19 protein-coding genes are annotated in these 17127 nt (G+C 74.1%); 14 read left to right on the top strand and 5 right to left on the bottom strand.

Annotated elements, in window-relative coordinates; all coding sequences use genetic code 11:
* Positions 1–202 precede the first annotated feature (202 nt).
* The 5 genes from ABZY44_RS20530 (at position 203) to ABZY44_RS20510 (ending at position 5489) form a co-directional block, all read left to right on the top strand.
* Positions 203–1327 (top strand): hypothetical protein, encoded by a 1125-nt coding sequence (locus ABZY44_RS20530; protein ID WP_356655758.1) that lies wholly within the window; start codon positions 203–205, stop codon positions 1325–1327.
* A gap of 79 nt (positions 1328–1406) precedes the next feature.
* Positions 1407–2531 (top strand): PHP domain-containing protein, encoded by a 1125-nt coding sequence (locus tag ABZY44_RS20525; protein WP_356655756.1) that lies wholly within the window; start codon positions 1407–1409, stop codon positions 2529–2531.
* A 120-nt stretch (positions 2532–2651) separates the two neighbouring features.
* The gene (locus ABZY44_RS20520; protein WP_356655754.1) at positions 2652–3734 is read left to right on the top strand and encodes a GNAT family N-acetyltransferase; all 1083 of its coding nucleotides are present in this window, start codon (positions 2652–2654) and stop codon (positions 3732–3734) included.
* Positions 3735–3840: 106 nt separating this feature from the next.
* Complete coding sequence (locus ABZY44_RS20515) at positions 3841–4860, top strand: 2-oxoglutarate and iron-dependent oxygenase domain-containing protein (RefSeq protein WP_356655752.1); 1020 nt, start codon at positions 3841–3843, stop codon at positions 4858–4860.
* A 95-nt stretch (positions 4861–4955) separates the two neighbouring features.
* Positions 4956–5489: a GNAT family N-acetyltransferase gene (locus tag ABZY44_RS20510; RefSeq protein ID WP_356655750.1), complete on the top strand. Its 534-nt coding sequence runs from the start codon at positions 4956–4958 to the stop codon at positions 5487–5489.
* A gap of 212 nt (positions 5490–5701) precedes the next feature.
* Here the strand turns inward: ABZY44_RS20510 and ABZY44_RS20505 are convergent, their stop codons facing one another.
* Together ABZY44_RS20505 and ABZY44_RS20500 are read right to left on the bottom strand one after the other, a co-directional pair.
* On the bottom strand, positions 5702–6436 hold the full coding sequence (locus ABZY44_RS20505; protein WP_356655748.1) for an HNH endonuclease family protein: 735 nt from the start codon (positions 6434–6436) through the stop codon (positions 5702–5704).
* 104 nt (positions 6437–6540) lie between these two features.
* Positions 6541–7110, bottom strand: coding sequence for a hypothetical protein (locus tag ABZY44_RS20500; protein ID WP_356655746.1), 570 nt, complete (start codon positions 7108–7110; stop codon positions 6541–6543).
* 212 nt (positions 7111–7322) lie between these two features.
* Here ABZY44_RS20500 and ABZY44_RS20495 point away from each other — a divergent pair, with 212 nt between their 5' ends.
* The 6 genes from ABZY44_RS20495 to ABZY44_RS20470 all read left to right on the top strand — a co-directional run bounded on the left by ABZY44_RS20495 (position 7323) and on the right by ABZY44_RS20470 (position 12540).
* A complete protein-coding gene (locus ABZY44_RS20495; RefSeq protein ID WP_356655744.1) occupies positions 7323–8072 on the top strand; it encodes a hypothetical protein in 750 nt (249 codons plus the stop codon).
* A gap of 110 nt (positions 8073–8182) precedes the next feature.
* On the top strand, positions 8183–8539 hold the full coding sequence (locus ABZY44_RS20490; RefSeq protein ID WP_356655742.1) for a hypothetical protein: 357 nt from the start codon (positions 8183–8185) through the stop codon (positions 8537–8539).
* A gap of 103 nt (positions 8540–8642) precedes the next feature.
* Positions 8643–10004 carry an FAD-dependent oxidoreductase gene (locus ABZY44_RS20485; protein WP_356655740.1) on the top strand — a complete coding sequence of 454 codons (1362 nt, stop codon included), beginning with the start codon at positions 8643–8645 and terminating at the stop codon, positions 10002–10004.
* Between the two features lie 66 nt (positions 10005–10070).
* Entirely contained in the window at positions 10071–10802 is a 732-nt protein-coding gene (locus ABZY44_RS20480; RefSeq protein WP_356655738.1) for an NAD(P)-binding domain-containing protein, read from the top strand.
* Between the two features lie 156 nt (positions 10803–10958).
* On the top strand, positions 10959–11774 hold the full coding sequence (locus tag ABZY44_RS20475; protein WP_356655736.1) for a molybdopterin-dependent oxidoreductase: 816 nt from the start codon (positions 10959–10961) through the stop codon (positions 11772–11774).
* Positions 11758–12540, top strand: a complete 783-nt coding sequence (locus ABZY44_RS20470) for a cytochrome b/b6 domain-containing protein (RefSeq protein ID WP_356655734.1) — start codon at positions 11758–11760, stop codon at positions 12538–12540. Before ABZY44_RS20475 ends, ABZY44_RS20470 begins: the two co-directional genes overlap by 17 nt.
* Here ABZY44_RS20470 and ABZY44_RS20465 read toward each other — a convergent pair.
* On the bottom strand, positions 12503–12976 hold the full coding sequence (locus ABZY44_RS20465) for a MarR family transcriptional regulator (protein ID WP_356655732.1): 474 nt from the start codon (positions 12974–12976) through the stop codon (positions 12503–12505). The two genes, ABZY44_RS20470 and ABZY44_RS20465, sit on opposite strands and share 38 nt — an antisense overlap.
* 125 nt (positions 12977–13101) lie before the next feature.
* Here ABZY44_RS20465 and ABZY44_RS20460 point away from each other — a divergent pair, with 125 nt between their 5' ends.
* Positions 13102–13512, top strand: coding sequence for an organic hydroperoxide resistance protein (locus ABZY44_RS20460; protein ID WP_356655730.1), 411 nt, complete (start codon positions 13102–13104; stop codon positions 13510–13512).
* A 275-nt stretch (positions 13513–13787) separates the two neighbouring features.
* Here the strand turns inward: ABZY44_RS20460 and ABZY44_RS20455 are convergent, their stop codons facing one another.
* Positions 13788–14552 carry a dienelactone hydrolase family protein gene (locus ABZY44_RS20455; protein ID WP_356655728.1) on the bottom strand — a complete coding sequence of 255 codons (765 nt, stop codon included), beginning with the start codon at positions 14550–14552 and terminating at the stop codon, positions 13788–13790.
* Positions 14553–14668: 116 nt separating this feature from the next.
* Between ABZY44_RS20455 and ABZY44_RS20450 the strand changes: the two genes are divergently transcribed.
* Both ABZY44_RS20450 and ABZY44_RS20445 read left to right on the top strand, forming a co-directional pair.
* The gene (locus ABZY44_RS20450) at positions 14669–15862 is read left to right on the top strand and encodes a cytochrome P450 (RefSeq protein ID WP_356655726.1); all 1194 of its coding nucleotides are present in this window, start codon (positions 14669–14671) and stop codon (positions 15860–15862) included.
* 61 nt (positions 15863–15923) lie between these two features.
* Entirely contained in the window at positions 15924–16514 is a 591-nt protein-coding gene (locus tag ABZY44_RS20445) for a hypothetical protein (protein ID WP_356655724.1), read from the top strand.
* Positions 16515–16527: 13 nt separating this feature from the next.
* Here ABZY44_RS20445 and ABZY44_RS20440 read toward each other — a convergent pair whose 3' ends face one another.
* Positions 16528–17103, bottom strand: a complete 576-nt coding sequence (locus ABZY44_RS20440) for a YdeI/OmpD-associated family protein (protein WP_356655722.1) — start codon at positions 17101–17103, stop codon at positions 16528–16530.
* Positions 17104–17127 lie beyond the last annotated feature (24 nt).

The following is a 17127-nucleotide window of genomic DNA, read 5'->3' as shown; positions in this document are numbered from 1 at the left end:
CCCCGGACGAGTGCGTGGAGCAGATCGACATCGGCGGCCCCTCGATGGTCCGCGCGCGGCGCCGCGGGCGACCCCCGTTTGCCCGCCCCGAATGGCGCAGCGCCGCGAGGTGGCGCTGAATGTAACAAAGCGTGCGCATCCCGTGACGCACGATGACCGGCGTGCGATGTGTAGACCCGCGCGCCGGCGAACGGAGCTTTCCATGAATGACCCGATCACGCTCGCCGCGACGGAGTACGAAGAGCCGCGCGGGCTCCCCGAGACCACGGACGCCCGGCCGCCTGCCGGAGTCACGGACGCACTCCACCCCGACGACGCCGATCCGGCCGGCCCCACGGCGGCCGGCCACGCACCGGACCGACCCGCACCGGCCGGCCCTGCACCCGACGGCACCGCGCCGGCCGACACTGCGCCGGCCGGCCCCGCCCCGGCCGGCCCCGCACCCGATGGCCGCGACCGGCCCGGTGCCGGCGGCGGCGGGCAGGAGCGACGGACGGCGCCGGAAGGCGTCGGGGCCGCGCCCATACGCACCGTGCTGGAGTCCGCGGCCACCGGCCGTCCGGTCAGGGAGGTCGCCGCACTGGTGAACCTGCTCAAGGACTCCGGGCAGCACCCCCACCACGGACACACCGCTCTGCGCGCGGCCGCCGTGTCCCGGCCCGTCCAGGACGTCAGTGAGATGGTCACCCTGCTGGGCAGCCCCCCGCACGAGGTCGTCGACGCGGACATCACCCTGCGGGCGGCCGCCCTCGGCCGGCCCATCGAGGACGTGGCGCTGCTCGTCAGCATCCTGGGCACCGGCGACGAACGGGCCCCGTACCGGCGCCCGGAGGCGGATCCGGCGCTCTCGGGGCGGAGCGCGGACCCCCACCGGCCGGCTCCGGTCCGGGCCCCGGATCCTGCTCCGGCGCGGCCCCCGACGCGCTCCGCGAGCGGTGCACTGCGCCACGTACTGCGCTGGCCCGTGGCGCTCGCGCTGCTGCTCTGCGGTGCGCTGCACGTGCCCGGTGACGTGGCGGGCCTCGCTGCCGGTGATCCCGGTGGCCTCCTCGCCCTCGCCGTCACTCTGCTCTGCCTGACCGCCGGCGCCCTGCTGGCGGTACGGGACACGCCCGGGGTCTGGCGGGCCGGTGCGGTCGTCGCGCTGGGCGTCGCCGCACTCCATGTGGTGGGCGGAGCAGTGGAGTTCGACCCGTTCGCCGGCGCGGTCGGCGGTTCCCTGGAGTGGGCGGGCGTCGCGGCCGTGCTGAGCGCCGCCGTCGGCGCCGTCCTCGCCGGGGTGGCCCTGCAGTACCGTCCGTCGGCCGGCCCGGCCGACGGCGCCTGACCCAGGAAACCCAGGCGGGGAGGGGCCCCGGCCGCACGGGCCGGGCCCCCTCCCCGCCGTCGCCCGGAACGAGGTGGACATGGACCCGGTGGCGGCGCTGGACCGCATCGCCTTCCTGCTGGAGCGCGCCCAGGAGCCGTCCTACCGGGTCCATGCCTTCCGCGGGGCGGCCGCCGCCCTCGAACGGATGGCGGACGGCGAACTCGCCGAGCGGGTGGGGGCGGGCACCCTCGAGGAGGTCAAGGGCATCGGGCCCAAGACCGCCCAGGTCGTCCGCGAAGCCCTGGCCGGAGAGGTTCCCGCGTACTTGCAACGGCTGGAGGACAAGGCCGCCGCGCACCCGGCCGGCCCACCGTCGAGCCCCGAGGCCCTCGCCCTGCGCGCGGCCCTTCGGGGCGACTGTCACATGCACTCCGACTGGTCGGACGGCGGCAGCCCGATCGAGGCGATGGGACGGGCCGCGGCCCTGCTCGGGCACGACTGGGCGGTGCTCACCGACCACTCGCCGAGCCTGAAGATCGCCCGCGGGCTCTCCCCGGAGCGGTTGCGCGAGCAGCTGCGCACGGTGGCCGAACTCAACGCGGCCTGGGCCCCGTTCCGGCTGCTCACCGGCATCGAGTGCGACATCCTCGCCGACGGCTCGCTCGACCAGGAGCCCGAACTCCTCGCGGAGGTCGACCTGGTGGTGGGCTCCGTCCACTCCAAGCTCCGGATGGACGCCCCCGCCATGACCCGGCGGATGATCGCCGCCGTGCGCAACCCGCACCTGGACGTCCTCGGCCACTGCACGGGGCGGCTGGTGACGGGCAGGACCCGCCCCGAGTCGCAGTTCGACGCCGAGGCCGTCTTCGCGGCCTGCGCGGAGTCCGGCGCCGCGGTGGAGATCAACAGCAGGCCCGAGCGGCTCGACCCGCCGCGCCGCCTGCTGCGGCTCGCCGTCGCCGCCGGCGCCTTCTTCGCGATCGACACCGACGCCCACGCCCCGGGCCAGCTCGACTGGCAGACCACCGGCTGTGAACGGGCCCTGGAATGCGGGGTGACGGCCGACCGGGTCGTCAACACCTGGTCGGCGGCAGACCTCATCGACTGGACCCGGACCCGGAATCCGCCCCGGAACCCGCCCCGGACCCGAAATCGGAAGCGGAGCGGGGCCGGGACCCCGGCGCCGACCCGGTCCCGCCGTCCGCCGCCCGCGAACCCGTGAGCGTGCAGAGCGCCCGTCCGGATCACGCGGCCGGCGCCCGCCGGTCCCGCCACCGGGAGGAACCGTCGGTGGCCCGGATACCCCCTTGGCGGTATGCGCACCCCCTCCTAAGGTGCGCGTATGAAGATCATGGATTCCCAGGACATCGACGCGGCGGTCTCGCTCACCACGCGCGCCCTGCGCGAGGTGGCGCACCTCGACTGGACCGTCCCGGCCGCAGGTCTGGAGTGGAGCTGCCACGACACCGCCGTCCACGTGACGGAGGACTTCGCGGCCTACGCCGCCCAGCTCACGGTCCGCGCGCGCGACGGGTACGTCCCCCTGGAGATCCGGGCCGAGGAGGGAACCGGCCCCGCCGGCCTCGTCGACATGATCGAGGCGTCCGGCGGGTTCCTGTCCGCCGCCGTGGCCCTCGCCGGGCCCGGCGCCCGTGCCTGGCACCCGTACGGCACGGCGGCCGCGGACGGCTTCGCCGCGATGGGAATCGTCGAGACCCTGCTGCACACCCACGACATCCTCGGCGGACTCGGCGTCCACGACTGGGAGCCGGACGCCGACCTGCCCGCGAGGGTCCTGGAACGGCTCTTCCCGCACGTACCGCGCGGCGAGGGCGCCGACGACGGCGACGCCTGGCGGACCCTGCTGTGGGCCACGGGCCGGGGTGAACTCCCGGGCCGGGCACGGCAGACGGTCTGGCGCTGGTACGCCGCGCCGGTCGTGGCCGAGCGCGTGCTGCTCTGCGACATGAGCCCCGTGGTCGCGGCGGATCTGCACGCGGGCGGCACCGGCGGTTTCGTCTGGGCCGAGGACGGCCCCGGCGAAGGCACCCGGCGCGCCGCCGGGAGCGTCACGAAGGCACGCGAGGCGGGTACCTACCGGCCGGGCTGGGGCCCGTACGTCATCGTCCGCGCGAGCGACCGGCGGGCCATCGGCGGCATGGGCTTCCACGGCGCCCCGGACGCCGACGGCCGGGCCGAGACCGGCTACGACCTCGTCCCCTCGGCGCGCGGCAACGGCTACGCCACCGAGGCGCTGAAGGCGCTCTCCGCCTGGGCCTTCGGTCAGCCGGGCCTCACCCTGCTGGCGGCCACGGTGGACGAGGACAACGCGCCCTCCCACGGGGTGTTGCGGCGGGTCGGTTTCACCGAGGCCGGCACCGGGGAAGGCCTGGTCCGTTACGCCCTGCGCGACGCGGGGGTCTAGGAGCTCTCCGAAGGAAACGGGATCGGGCAGGGCACCGGACCCGACCGGGCCGATGCACCGGACGCCCCTGGCCGGGCCGGCCCCGACTCGGAAGGCAGGTACCGCCGTGGTGAGTTCTCAGGTCCCCGTGATCGATCTCGGCCCCTGGCGCGCCGGCGGGCCCGAGGAGCGCCGGCGCATCGCCTCGAGGGTCGACGAGGCCCTCCAAGTGGCCGGATTCCTCCTGGTGAGCGGCCACGGGGTGGGCCCGGAGCTGCCGGAGCGGATCCGCGAGGCGGCGCGCACGTTCTTCCGGCTCCCGGCCGCCGCCAAGGCCCCGTACGCCGTCGCCGTCGGCGGCCGCGGCTGGCTGGGCCCGGGAGCGGAGGCCAACAGCTACGCGGAGGGCGCGGCCTCCCCGCCGGACCTCAAGGAGTCGTGGTCCTGCGCGGCCGAGGACCCCACCGGGATCCCGTCGGTGGACGCCGAGTGGTTCCGGCCGAACGCGTGGCCGGCCGAGGTGCCCGGGCTCCGGCCGCTCGTGGCGGAGTACCTGGCCGCGATGCGGACGCTCTCCGACGAGCTGCTGGAGCTGCTGGCCTGCGCCCTCCGGCTGGATCCGGACCATTTCACCCGGCACACGGGCCACCCCACCTGGGGGTTCAACCTCAACTGGTACCCGGGCACGGAGCTGCTCGGCCCCCCGCTGCCGGGCCAGTTCCGCATCGGCGCGCACACCGACTTCGGCACGGTGACCGTCCTGGACCGGCAACCGGGTGCGGGCGGACTCCAGATCCACACCGACGCCGAGGGCTGGCAGGACGCCCCCTACGATCCGGGCGCGCTCACCGTGAACATCGGCGATCTGATGGCGCGCTGGACGGGCGACCGCTGGCGCGCGGGCCGGCACCGGGTACTGCCGCCGCCCGCGCACGCCCCGGGCGAGGAGCTCGTCTCACTGGTCTACTTCTACGAGTGCGACGCGCACACCCGCGTGGAGTCCCTTCCGGCGCCGATCGGCCGTATCGCGCACGAGCCGGTCGACTCGCACACCTATCTGCGGGACAAGCTCGACGCGATCACCGTCCCGGCGGCCGCAGGGCCGGTGCGGACCGCGGCGGCGGCCGACGCCGCGCGGGAGCCGTAGCGGGAGACCTGACGGGAGCGGGTCCACGAGGGCGGCGGGCGGTGGGGACGGGCCCCGATTACCCCTTGCCGGGAGCGTTGGGCAGGATGGGCTCCATGACCGAGATCCGTACCCCCCGCCTCCTCCTCCGCCGCTGGTCCGAGGACGACCTCGTCCCCCTGTCGGAGATCCACGCCGACCCCGAGGTGATGCGCTGGATCGGCGACGGCGAGACCCTCGACCTGGAGGAGACCGCCGAGACCATCGAGCGGTGGGAGGACGAGTGGGACGAGGAGGGGTTCGGGATCTTCGCCGTGGAGCTGCTGGCCTCCGGCGAGCTGATCGGCGCCGTCGGGCTCTCCATGCCCTGGTGGCTCCCCGAGGTCCTGCCCGCGGCGGAGATCACCTGGCGCCTCGGCCGCTCCTACTGGGGCCAGGGATACGGCTCCGAGGCCGCGCACGCCACGCTGGAGTTCGCCGTCCAGGACCGGGGTCTGGACCGGGTCGTCGCCGTCAACCGGGCCGGCAACGACGAGTCCGAGAACGTGATCCGCAAGCTGGGGATGACCGCCGAGAAGGACACCAGCCACCCGGATTCCGGGGCGCTGCTGAACATCCACGGCATCGACCTGACGGAGTACGAGGGCTGAGCGGACCGTCGCCCGCGCCCGCGTCCGCGGGTATCCGTACCGTCCGCGTCCACCGGTCGGCCGACCCGGATGTCGGCCGACGGGCGGACCGTCGTGGGCCTCGACACGGGGAGCAGCCGCCGGCTCGCGGCGGGATCCCGGCCGCTGGGGGTCGCGGTGCCGTAGGCGCGGAGATCGGAGATCGGAGATCGGCGGGGGCGGGGTGGCCGGTGTCAGGCCGTGCAGGTGTCCAGCATGGTGGCGAGCATCTTCTTCTCCGGTTCGGTGGCGGTCAGGCCGTACGCGGACTTCACCGTCGTCCACGCCCGCCCGTACTGGCACCAGGCGTCCTTCGACGGCGGCTGCCACAGATCGGGGCTCTGATCGCCCTTGGACCGGTTCGAGGAGGCGGTCACCGCCAGGAGCTGGGGGTGGGTCAGGTCGTTGGCGAACGCCTTGCGCTTGGCGGCGTCCCATCCCGCGGCGCCCGAGCGCCAGCCCTCGGCGAGGGGCACCATGTGGTCGATGTCCATCTTCGCGGCCTCGGTCACCACCACCCCGTCGTACAGGCTCTTCCACGTCCCGGACACGGCCTTGCACTCGGCGTCCCGGGCGACCCCCTTGCCGTCCCGCTGGAGGACGACTTCGCGGGTGTCGCACTTGTCGCCCTGCTCCGCCCAGTGCGTGAACTTGGCCCGGCTGTAGCCCGACATGGTCCCCGGCGGGGCCACCTTGAGCGCGGCGAGCTGGGTCCGGGCGGCGGCCGTGGAGAGCAGGCCGGGCAGTACGTCACCGGAGGCGGGCTTGCCGTCGGCGGGCGCGGACGCAACGGGCGCCGATCCACCCGGTTTGCCCCCGTCGGCCGGGGTCCTGCCGGCCCCGGTGCCGCCGGCTCCGGAACATCCGGCCAGACCCAGCAGCAGTGAGACCGCCAGTACCGCACCGGGAAGCCGTATCTGATGTGCCATTACCCCACCCCGAACCCGCCGTGCACGATGTCCCGGGAAGCCTACCCATTTCGGACGGCCGTCCACTCCCCGCGCGCACGCGCCCCCGTCGCGGCCGCATCCGGTCACCGGCCGCCGCGCTGCCCGGGTCCTGCGGACGGCGTGGGCCCGTGGTCGCGCAGCCACCCCTCGAGCACCGCGAAGTCCGCCTCCCCGAGGCCGACTCGGGCGTCGACGCGGTACAGGAGGGCCGGTCCCGGGTGGTGGGCGCGGACGTAGAGGCGGTCCGCGCAGGTGATCTCGTCGTCGACCCAGACGAACGCCCGGCCCGCCGCCCGGCCGACGAGGCCGGGTGTCTTCCAGTGCGTCCCGCCCCGGCCGTCCTCGGCGCCGGGTTCGGGCCAGTCCACCACCGCCAGTTCCGGCAGTCCGAGGCGTGGGCCGAGGGCCAGGTTCGCGTCCTCCCCCCAGGTCGTGGCCCACACCAGTGCGCAGGGCAGTGCGGCGAGGCGGGGCCCGAGCGCCGGATCGACCCGGGACAGGAGCGGATGGCCTCCGTCCGCGAGCGCCGAGCCGCCGACGGCTCCGGGGGCCTCGTGGACGGGGTAAGCGCCCGTCCCCCCGAAGGGGATGAGCGGCCCGTCGACGTCGAGGAACAGGAGCGGACGGGGAGCCGCGGTGGGAGTTCCCCTCATGCGGCGTCCGACGAAGGGGTTCCGGCGGTCCGGCCGCGGCACGCGGCGATGTCGAGGGCGGCGCGGAGCATCCCGGGATCCCCGGGGCGGGCGCGGTCGGTTTCCATGCGGAACAGGGGTACCACGCCCGGCACCGGCCCCGATCGGCGGCCCTCGGGGAACCACGGCTACCGTGAGCCCCGTCCTTACTGCCGAAGGGGGTGACGGCCGAGATGACGGCAACTGCCGCAGCACCGAGGGGACACCTGGCCCTGGCCGCGCTGGCGGGGCTGCTGTGCGCCGCGCTCACGGCCTGCGGCACCGTACGGGCGGGGGAGGCAGCCGGGCCCGCCCCCGTGACGACGCCCGCTCCGTACGTCTGCGATCTGGACCGGACGACGGGCGGGGGCTCGGGCACGGTCGCTCCGGACCTTCCGACGGAGGATCAGACGGGCGGCTACGCGGGCCCGCCGACCGATCAGGAGACGGGGCCGCACGCCGGCCCGCCCACCGACGGGGAGACGGGCGCTCACGCCGGGCCCCCGACCGACGGGGACACCGGCCCGCCGGACCCGCCCACCGACCAGGACACGGGGACACCCGGTCCGCCCACCGACGGGAGCGCCGCGTCCGGCGGCGCCACCGGCGGGGCCGTCACGAACGGGGCCGGGCCATGCGGTGCGGCCGGGTGGTTCGACATGACGGCGGACTTCTTCGCCTACTACGCCGCCCACCGGACCGCCTCGGACCCCGACGTGCAGGCGAACGGCACCGCCGACGCCCGCGTCCGCAAGGTGCGCGGGACCGGTCTGGCGGAGGTGTCCTTCACCTCCCGCGAGGTGGGCAAGGGCCGGGCCGAGGACGCGCGCGGGGTGATACGTGTCTTCGCGGCCTGGCGGCACGAGGTGTACGGGGACACCGGCACGCTCACCGTCCGCGCGGGCGGGAGCCCTCCGGTGACGGTCCTGACCGGATCGTGGTGACCGCACCAGCCGAACCAGCCACACCGTCCGCACCAGACGCACCATCCACACCATCCGCACCGGCGGAACCGGAACGACGACCGAGACCGAATGCAGAGGGCAGGATCACGATGACCGACGACGCCGCGAACGAGCCGCACGTCCCCTCCGATGCCGAGCGCGCGGCCCGCGCCCAGGTGCGGGAGCGCGCCACCGGCATGAGCCACCACGAGTGCGTCGAGGCCCTCGAGGAGGCCGAGGAAGCCCTCGAGCGCCGCGACGAGGCGGCCGGCGAGGGCGCCGCCGAGGGTGATCCGGAAGGTGCACACAGCGCCGCACGCGCGGCCGTGGCGGAATGGCGGCGCATAGCGGAACTGCTCGTCGACCACGGCGGCCCGTACTCGCCCGACACCGACGCGTTCGTCCAGGGCCAGCTCACGGCCCGTGCCGCCCACGCGCGCCCCAAGGCTGGCTTGGGGAGGGCATAAGTCAAGGTTATATGGTCATAACCAAGGGGCGGGTGCTGGGTTAGGCTTGCCTCAGTTTAGGGTTTCCTTGATCGCGTATGTTCGTCGTTCGAAGGGAACAGCCATGCCTCGCCCCCTGCGGGTAGCAATCGTCGGTGCCGGCCCCGCAGGCATCTACGCCGCGGACGCCCTGCTGAAGTCCGAGGCGGCCACCGAGCCCGGTGTGTCCATCGACATCTTCGAGCGGATGCCCGCGCCCTTCGGCCTGATCCGCTACGGCGTCGCCCCCGACCACCCGCGCATCAAGGGCATCATCACCGCCCTCCACCAGGTGCTCGACAAGCCCCAGGTCCGCCTCTTCGGCAACGTCGACTACCCGAACGACATCAGCCTCGACGAGCTGCACTCGTTCTACGACGCCGTGATCTTCTCCACGGGCGCCACCGCGGACCGCGCCCTCAGCATCCCGGGCGTCGAGCTCGAGGGGTCCTACGGCGCCGCCGACTTCGTCTCCTGGTACGACGGGCACCCCGACGTCCCGCGCACCTGGTCGCTCGAGGCCGAGAAGGTCGCCGTCCTCGGCGTCGGCAACGTCGCCCTCGACGTCGCGCGCATCCTCGCCAAGACCGCCGACGAGCTGCTGCCGACCGAGATCCCGGCGAACGTCCACGACGGACTGAAGGCCAACAAGGCGCTCGAGGTCCACGTGTTCGGCCGCCGCGGGCCCGCCCAGGCCAAGTTCAGCCCGATGGAGCTGCGCGAGCTGGACCACTCGCCGAACATCGAGGTCATCGTCAACCCCGAGGACATCGACTACGACGAGGGTTCGATCACCACCCGCCGCTCCAACAAGCAGGCGGACATGGTCGCCAAGACCCTCGAGAACTGGGCGATCCGCGACATCGGCGACCGCCCGCACAAGCTCTTCCTGCACTTCTTCGAGTCGCCCACGGAGATCCTCGGCGAGGACGGCAAGGTCGTCGGCCTGCGCACCGAGCGCACCGAGCTGGACGGCACCGGCAACGTCAAGGGCACCGGGCAGTTCACCGACTGGGACGTCCAGTCCGTCTACCGCGCCGTCGGTTACCTCTCCGACGAGCTGCCCAAGCTGCCCTGGGACGTCGAGTCCGGCACGGTTCCGGACGAGGCGGGCCGCGTCATCGAAGCGGGCGCACACCTGGCGTCCACGTACGTCACCGGCTGGATCCGCCGCGGCCCCATCGGCCTGATCGGCCACACCAAGGGCGACGCGAACGAGACGGTCGCCAGCCTCCTCGCCGACCACCAGGGCGGCCGCCTGCTGACGCCGGCCACGCCGGCGCCGGAGGCGGTCGAGGCCTTCCTCACCGCGCGGGAGATCCGCTTCACCACGTGGGAGGGCTGGTACAAGCTCGACGCCGCCGAGAAGGCGCTGGGCGAGCCGCAGGGCCGCGCGCGCGTGAAGCTCGTCGAGCGCGAGGACATGCTCGAGGCGAGCGGGGCGTAGTCCCGCACTCCGGCCGGACCCGCCGCGCGCGGGCCCGGCCGGAGGAACCCGTCGGGCCGGGGCGGAATGCCCTGCGCCCGGGGGTGGTTCGGATCATCGAGACATCCGAACACCCCTGGACGCACGGGAGAGCTCATGAAGATCGGCATCATCGGCGCGGGCAACATCGGGGGCAACCTCACCCGCCGCCTCACCGCCCTCGGACACGACGTGGCGGTCGCCAACTCGCGCGGCCCCGAAACGCTGACCGCCCTCGCCGAGGAAACCGGCGCCACCCCGGTCACCGTCGCCGAGGCCGCCCGTGGGGCCGAGGTCGTCGTCGTGACGGTCCCGCTGAAGAACGTCCCGGACCTGCCCTCCGGCCTCTTCGACGGGGCGGCGCCCGGCTTCGTGGTCATCGACACCGGGAACTACTACCCCCGCCAGCGCGACGGCCGGATCCCCGCCATCGAGGACGAGGGCCTCACCGAGAGCCGGTGGACCGAGGGCCACCTCGGGCACCCCGTCGTCAAGGCCTTCAACGGCACCTACGCCGAGGACATCCTGGCCAGGCCGCTCGAAGCCGGCCACCCGGACCGGCAGGCCCTGCCCGTCGCCGGTGACGACGAAGAGGCGAAGAAGACGGTACGGGCCCTCATCGACGAACTCGGCTTCGACACGGTCGACTCGGGCGGCATCGACGACTCCTGGCGCCAGCAGCCCGGTACCCCGGTCTACGGACTCCGCGCCGGCACGCAGGCCGTGATCAAGGCGCTCGCGGAGGCTTCGCCGGAGCGCCCCGAGGACTTCCGGGGCTGACGCGGTCGCACCGGCCGGAGCGCGGCCGGCGGCGCCGCCGACGGACGTACCGGAAATCCGACGGAAGTCTGAACGGAAGTCTGACGGATCTGACGGAAGTCTGACGGTGGTCCGCGAACCCTGGTCAGGGAGTGCGGCGGGTGGTCGAATCGGCACGTGAGCAGAGAACCGGAAGCCGATCCCGGCCACCCGCACGACCCGTCCGCCCCCGCCGGCCCCTCCGATCCGGTCGCCCCCGCCGATCCGGCCGACCCCTCCGGCTCCGACGGCCGCGGTGCCCCCGTCGGCCGGCGGCTCGTCCTCGGCATGGTGGGGCTCGGCGCGCTCGGCCTGGCCGCCGGACCGCAGTTGCAGAGCGGTCTCGACGCGACGCTCGGCAAGGCCGCGACGAAGGACCCCACGGGCCTGACGGGGCTGCTGCCGGGCGGCGGCGGGTTCCGCTACTACTCCGTCGCCTCCTCGGTTCCCGAGCGCGGCCCGGCGGACTACCGGCTCACCGTCGACGGCCTGGTCGAGCGCCCGGCCACGTACACCCTCGACGCACTGCGCGGGCTGCCGCAGACCCGCGTGGTCCGCGACGTCCAGTGCGTCACCGGCTGGCGGGTCCCCGGCACCCCGTTCGAGGGTGTCCCGCTCACCCGGCTCCTCGACGCGGCCGGCGTCCGCCCCGAGGCCCGCGCGATCCGCTTCACCTGCTTCGACGGCACCTACACCGAGAGCCTCACGATCCCGCAGGCCCGCCGCGACGACGTCATGGTCGCCCTCGCGATGCAGGACAAGCCGCTCAGCCACGCGCACGGCGGCCCGGTCCGCCTCTACGTGGCGCCCATGTACTTCTACAAGTCGGCGAAATGGCTGTCCGGCATCACCCTCACCCAGGACGTACAGCCCGGCTACTGGGAGGAACTCGGCTACGACGTCGATGCCTGGGTCGGCAAGTCGAACGGACGCGACGATGCACCCACGGTCTGATTCCCCCTCCGATACCCCCTCCGGCACCCGCGCCGGTACTCCCTCCGGCCGCCCGTACGGCAGCTCCTCCGGCCGCCCGGCCGGGTCCGGGGCCGGGCCCGCGGCCGGGCCCCCCGCCCGGGTGCGCCGGTTCAGCCCGGCCGAGCGCGGGGTCCACCGGGCCACCGCGGCCGTGGCGGGGGTGTGTCTGGTCACGGCCGGCTGTCTCTACCTGCCGCCCCTCGCCGAACTCGTGGGCCGCCGCCACCTCGTGGTCACCGTCCACGAATGGTCCGGGCTGCTGCTGCCGGTCCCCGCGCTGCTGGGCCTCGTATCCCGGGCCTTCCGGACCGACCTGCGCCGGCTGAACCGCTTCGGCCCCCACGACCGGGCCTGGCTGCGATCCGCGCTGCGCCGCGACCACCGCCGGTCGGCGCGTCCGGCGGGTAAGTTCAACGCGGGCCAGAAGCTCTACGCGAGCTGGAGCGCCGGCGCGGCCCTGGTGATGCTCGGCACCGGCCTGCTGATGTGGTGCACGGGCCTGGCCCCGCTGCGCTGGCGGACGGGAGCGACCTTCGTCCACGACTGGCTGGCCATCGCCGTGGCGGTCGCCGTCGTCGGCCACGTCATGAAGGCCGTGGCCGATCCGGAGGCCCGGCGCGGGATGCGGACGGGCGAGGTGGACACGGACTGGGCGCGGCGCGAGCACCCGCTGTGGAGCCCGCCGCCCGCCACCGCGCAGGATCCGCCTACTCCTGCGGAACCGCCGCGTCCAGGGCGGCGGTGAGCCGCCGCAGGCGGTCCTGGAGGTCCCTGATCTCGCCGAGCTCGAAGCCGGTCGCCACGGCGATGCGCCGGGGGACCTCGACGGCCCGGGTGCGCAGGGCGCTACCGGCCGCCGTGAGCCGCGCGTGCACGGACCGCTCGTCCTGGGAGCTGCGCTCGCGGGAGATCAGGCCCGCCGCCTCCAGGCGTTTGAGCAGGGGGGACAGCGTCCCCGAGTCGAGCCGCAGGTGCTGTCCGAGCTGTTTGACCGGCATCTCACCGTGCTCCCAGAGCACCAGCATCACGAGGTACTGCGGGTAGGTGAGCCCGAGGTCCTTCAGGACCACCCGGTAGAGGCTTCCGAAAGCGCGGTTCGCCGCGCCGAGGGCGAAGCAGATCTGTCCGTCGAGGCGCAGGAAGTCCTGGTCGGGGAGGGTGTCGATCGGCTGCTCGGTCATGGGGTCCAGTGTACGCGGGGTGCCATGCCGGCAACTAAATTGTGCACAACTTAATTGTGTGCCATATTGGTGGAGCGAGGTCAGCGACCGATGGCCCCGCCCCCGCCTGTGAGAGGAACCCCGAGATGGACGCGATCTACACCGCAGTCGCCACCGCCAACGGCCGCGAGGGCCGCGCCGTCAGCTCCGACGGTCAGATCGACCTCGCGCTGGCCATGCCCCCGGCCCTCGGCGGGAACGGCCAGGGCACCAACCCCGAGCAGCTCTTCGCGGCCGGCTACGCGGCCTGCTTCGCCAGTGCCCTCGGGCTGGTCGGCCGCCAGGCCAAGGTCGACACCAGCGATGTCTCGGTGACCGCGGAAGTCTCGATCGGCAAGGACGGCGCGGGCTTCGGGCTGGCCGCCGTCCTGCGCGTGGAGCTCCCGGACGCCCTGGCGGGCGAGACCGGCGCCCTGCTGGTCAAGCAGGCGCACGAGGTCTGCCCCTACTCCCGGGCCACCCGGGGCAACATCTCGGTCGAGCTCGTCGTCGAGTAGTCGGCCCGGCCGCTCGGGGAGCGGCCACCGGAGCGGCCGTCAGACCGGCCCGGTGACCGTCCGGCCCGGCGGCGCCCGGTCTCGCTGGTGGGCAGCCCGGAGGCGTGCCGGCGACCCGCGCGGCAGCATGACCTGGGACCTGGGACCTGGGACCCGGGACCCGGGACCCGGGACCCGGGACCCTGGAGCCGGGGGACCTGTGGGTCTGCCTCCAGGTCCGAGGGGTGGGGAGGCGTCGCAGGACGCCTCCCCACTCCACGGCCGCCGCCCGCGCGTCAGAACGTCCGGTCGAGCAGCGCGAACAGTGCCGCCCAGTGCCGCTCGTCCGAGGCCGAGTCGTAGCTGGTGGTGTCGGCCAGGGTGTATCCGTGCGCCGCGCCCTCGTACACCTCGGTCCGGTGGCGGACGCCCGCGGCGGACAGGGCCTTGTCCAGCCGGTCGATCTGTTCGGCCGGCAGCGACGGGTCCTGGTCGGCGTGGCCGAAGTACAGCTCCGCCGTCACCCGGTGCGCCAGCAGGTGCGGACTGTCGACCCCCTCGGTGGCCAGGGCCCCGCCGTGGAACCCCGCCGCGGCCGCCACCCGATCCGGATACGTACCCGCCGTCAGCAGCGCCAGCCGGGCGCCCAGGCAGTACCCCGTGAGGGCGACCGGACCCGCGGAGACCGCCGGGAAGCCGGCGAGCCAGTCCAGATAGGCCGGTGCGTCGCGCATCGCGAGCTCGGGCGTCAGGGAATCGAGGACCGGACCCACCCGGTCGAACATCTCCGGCTGCCGGGCGAAGTCGACGAACTCCGGCAGTTCGAACACCGGCGTGCGCCCGTGGCGGTAGAAGAGATTGGGCACCAGGACGACATAGCCGGCCGCCGCGATCCGGTCCGCCATCGACTTGATGTGCGGACGCACTCCGAGGGCGTTCATGTACAGCAGGACCCCGGGATGCGGGCCTTCGCCCTCGGGCTGGACCAGATAGGCGTCCGACGTGCCGTCATGGGTGGCGATGTCCACGGTTGTCCGGCGCACCTCGTGTGCGGTGGTCATGACCGTCCCCCCTCTTTCGTATGGCAAGGGCGGCAGAATACCGTGATCGGCGAGTCGCCCCGGGGTGTCCGGAAATCCTCCCTTGCGCACGTCAACTCCCGCTCTACTGTGGTCGAATGCCAGTAGTGGACATCAGTGCCAGTGCCGATGACTTCGATGCCGACCCGTACCCGTTCTACGCGAAACTCCGCGAGAGCGGACCGGTCCACGAGGTCGTCGTCTCCGCCGACGCGTTCGAGCCCTGCTGGCTGGTCGTCGGCCACGAAGAGGCGCGCCAGGCGCTCAGCCACCCGGCCCTGTCCAAGGACTGGCGCACCTCGGGCGCGTTCCCCGGCACACTCGCCACGGCCGTGAACTCCAACATGCTGGAGTCCGACCCGCCGCACCACACCCGGCTGCGCCGCCTGGTCGCCCGGGAGTTCACCGCCCGGCGGATGGACGGCATGCGCACGCGCGTCCAGCGGATCACCGACGAACTCCTCGACGCCATGGCCGCCCGGCCCGAGCGCTCCGGGGACCTCATCGACATGCTGGCCTTCCCGCTGCCGATGACCGTCATCTGTGAACTGCTCGGCGTCCCCGATCTCGACCGTGCCCGCTTCCGGTACTGGTCCAACGAGGTCGTCGCCCCCGCCCCCGGGACCCCGAACAACACCGCGCACCGGCAGCTCGGCGGCTACCTCGCGGAGCTCGTCGAGGCCAAGGCCAAGGATCCCGGTCAGGACCTGCTCAGCGCGCTGATCCGGACCCGGGACGAGGACGGCGACGCCCTCTCGCACGACGAGCTGATCGGGATGGCCTTCCTGCTGCTGGTCGCGGGCCACGAGACCACCGTCAACCTGGTGTCCAACGGCGTGCGCGCCCTGCTCGCCCACCCCGGGGAACTCGCCTCGCTGCGCGCCGACTTCGACGGACTGCTCGACGGCGCGGTCGAGGAGATGCTCCGCTACGACGGCCCCGTGCAGCACTCCACGTACCGCTATGCCCGCGAGGCCCTGGACATCGGCGGCACCACCATCCCGGCGGGGGCCACCGTGCTCGTCTCCCTGGCCGGGGCCGACCGCGACCCCGCGCGCTTCGCCGCGCCCGACGTCTTCGACATCCGCCGCGCCCCCCAGGGCCACCTGGCCTTCGGGCACGGACTGCACTTCTGCATCGGCGCCCCGCTGGCCCGCATGGAGGGCCGCATCGCGATCCGCTCCCTGCTCGAACGCTTCCCCGGCCTCACCGAGGACCCGGCGGCCGGCCCCCGCCTCTGGCACGCGGGAAGCCTGATGCGCGGCGTGACGCGCTTCCCGGTCCGCTGGTAGGACGGCAGGGCCCCGACGCGCCCAGTGCTGACCGGAAGGTCCACCGCACTAGGCTGACGCCATGGACACCTTCCCGGAAGGCGGCGACCCGGCCTGTCTCGCCCACCTCCTGTGTCCCACCTGCGGACGTCTGGTCTCGGAACGGCTCGCCCCGTGCTGCGCCCGGCTCGCCGGGCCCGTCCGCCATCCGTGGCTGGGGGTCCTGCGCCCGGACGCGGAAGGCCGGCTGACCGGCGTGATCGAGATGGACCCGGCGGCCGCGCCGGCCGGAGCCGGCGGCGCTACGGACTGCGGGGTGACGATCGGTCCCGGCGGGGCCGACGCGGACGCCGGTTCCGAGCCGGTCGGCCTCGACGAGGCGGCGGCGCGCATCCGCCGCGTCCTCGGGGAACTCGAAGCCCTCAAGGACTTCGCCCTCGCAGGGGCGCCCGCGCACTGGCGGCGCCGTGCCGAGGCGGCGGGCGTCGGGCCGCCCGTGCGGGAGCGGCTGTTCCTGTACTCCGTCGACGTGCTCGCTCCGGACGCGACGGACGTCACCTTCGGCCACGGAGGCGTCGGCGCGCCGGGAGGGTCGGCCGGCCCGGGCGCGCCGGGCGGGCTGCTGGTCCGCGTGGACGGCTCCGGCCGGCCCCGGGAGGTCCGGGCCCCCTGAAGGGACCCCGGCGTCAGTCCGTGCCGCCCCGCGCCAGGAGGCGTACGGCCTTGTCCAGGCGGGCCCGGCGGCTCTCCGGCGTCAGGGCCTGGAGGACGGGCAGGAGCGCGAGGTACCGCCCGGTCCGGTCGAGCGCCTCGAAGGCTTCGCGGGCAGCGGGATCCGCCGCCAGCGCCGCCGTGACGTCGGGTGGGACCTCCGCCGTCCGCTGGGAGGCGTAGGCCGCCGTCCAACGGCCGTCCCGCTGGGCCCGGCGCACCTCGGCGAGGCCCGGCTCCCGCATCCGCCCCAGAGCGGTGAGCTCGGCGACCTTGTCGACATTGACCTGCGACCACAGGCTCCGGGGCCTGCGCGGCACGTACTTCTGGAGGTAGTACCGCTCGTCGAGGGACCGGCGCTGCCCGGAGATCCAGCCGTAGCAGAGTCCGCTGTCGACCAGCTCGTCGGCGGACACCGACGCGATGCCCGACGTCTTCTTCGCCAGCTTGACCCACACGCCCGCGTGCCGGGTGTGGTGCGTGGCCAGCCAGTTCTCGAAGGCCTCCGCGTCCGCGAAGGCGATGACCTCCGCGCCGTCCAACTCGTCCATGCCGCCAGCGTAGACGGCCGCCCC

The sequence above is a fragment of the Streptomyces sp. NPDC006544 genome, from assembly GCF_040611715.1.
Lineage (GTDB): Bacteria > Actinomycetota > Actinomycetes > Streptomycetales > Streptomycetaceae > Streptomyces.
Note: the sequence above shows the minus strand (reverse complement) of the source record. Positions and strands in the feature narration are given on the sequence as shown.

Bases quoted from the DNA above. Each gene is read 5' to 3' on its own strand.
- ABZY44_RS20505 (WP_356655748.1), bottom strand. From the start codon at position 6,436: ATGGCACATCAGATACGGCTTCCCGGTGCGGTACTGGCGGTCTCACTG.
- ABZY44_RS20445 (WP_356655724.1), top strand. From the start codon at position 15,924: ATGGACACCTTCCCGGAAGGCGGCGACCCGGCCTGTCTCGCCCACCTC.
- ABZY44_RS20480 (WP_356655738.1), top strand. From the start codon at position 10,071: ATGCCCTGCGCCCGGGGGTGGTTCGGATCATCGAGACATCCGAACACC.
- ABZY44_RS20470 (WP_356655734.1), top strand. From the start codon at position 11,758: ATGCACCCACGGTCTGATTCCCCCTCCGATACCCCCTCCGGCACCCGC.
- ABZY44_RS20525 (WP_356655756.1), top strand. From the start codon at position 1,407: ATGGACCCGGTGGCGGCGCTGGACCGCATCGCCTTCCTGCTGGAGCGC.
- ABZY44_RS20490 (WP_356655742.1), top strand. From the start codon at position 8,183: ATGACCGACGACGCCGCGAACGAGCCGCACGTCCCCTCCGATGCCGAG.
- ABZY44_RS20440 (WP_356655722.1), bottom strand. From the start codon at position 17,103: ATGGACGAGTTGGACGGCGCGGAGGTCATCGCCTTCGCGGACGCGGAG.
- ABZY44_RS20465 (WP_356655732.1), bottom strand. From the start codon at position 12,976: ATGACCGAGCAGCCGATCGACACCCTCCCCGACCAGGACTTCCTGCGC.
- ABZY44_RS20520 (WP_356655754.1), top strand. From the start codon at position 2,652: ATGAAGATCATGGATTCCCAGGACATCGACGCGGCGGTCTCGCTCACC.
- ABZY44_RS20455 (WP_356655728.1), bottom strand. From the start codon at position 14,552: ATGACCACCGCACACGAGGTGCGCCGGACAACCGTGGACATCGCCACC.
- ABZY44_RS20460 (WP_356655730.1), top strand. From the start codon at position 13,102: ATGGACGCGATCTACACCGCAGTCGCCACCGCCAACGGCCGCGAGGGC.
- ABZY44_RS20495 (WP_356655744.1), top strand. From the start codon at position 7,323: ATGACGGCAACTGCCGCAGCACCGAGGGGACACCTGGCCCTGGCCGCG.
- ABZY44_RS20450 (WP_356655726.1), top strand. From the start codon at position 14,669: ATGCCAGTAGTGGACATCAGTGCCAGTGCCGATGACTTCGATGCCGAC.
- ABZY44_RS20530 (WP_356655758.1), top strand. From the start codon at position 203: ATGAATGACCCGATCACGCTCGCCGCGACGGAGTACGAAGAGCCGCGC.
- ABZY44_RS20485 (WP_356655740.1), top strand. From the start codon at position 8,643: ATGCCTCGCCCCCTGCGGGTAGCAATCGTCGGTGCCGGCCCCGCAGGC.
- ABZY44_RS20500 (WP_356655746.1), bottom strand. From the start codon at position 7,110: ATGAGGGGAACTCCCACCGCGGCTCCCCGTCCGCTCCTGTTCCTCGAC.
- ABZY44_RS20510 (WP_356655750.1), top strand. From the start codon at position 4,956: ATGACCGAGATCCGTACCCCCCGCCTCCTCCTCCGCCGCTGGTCCGAG.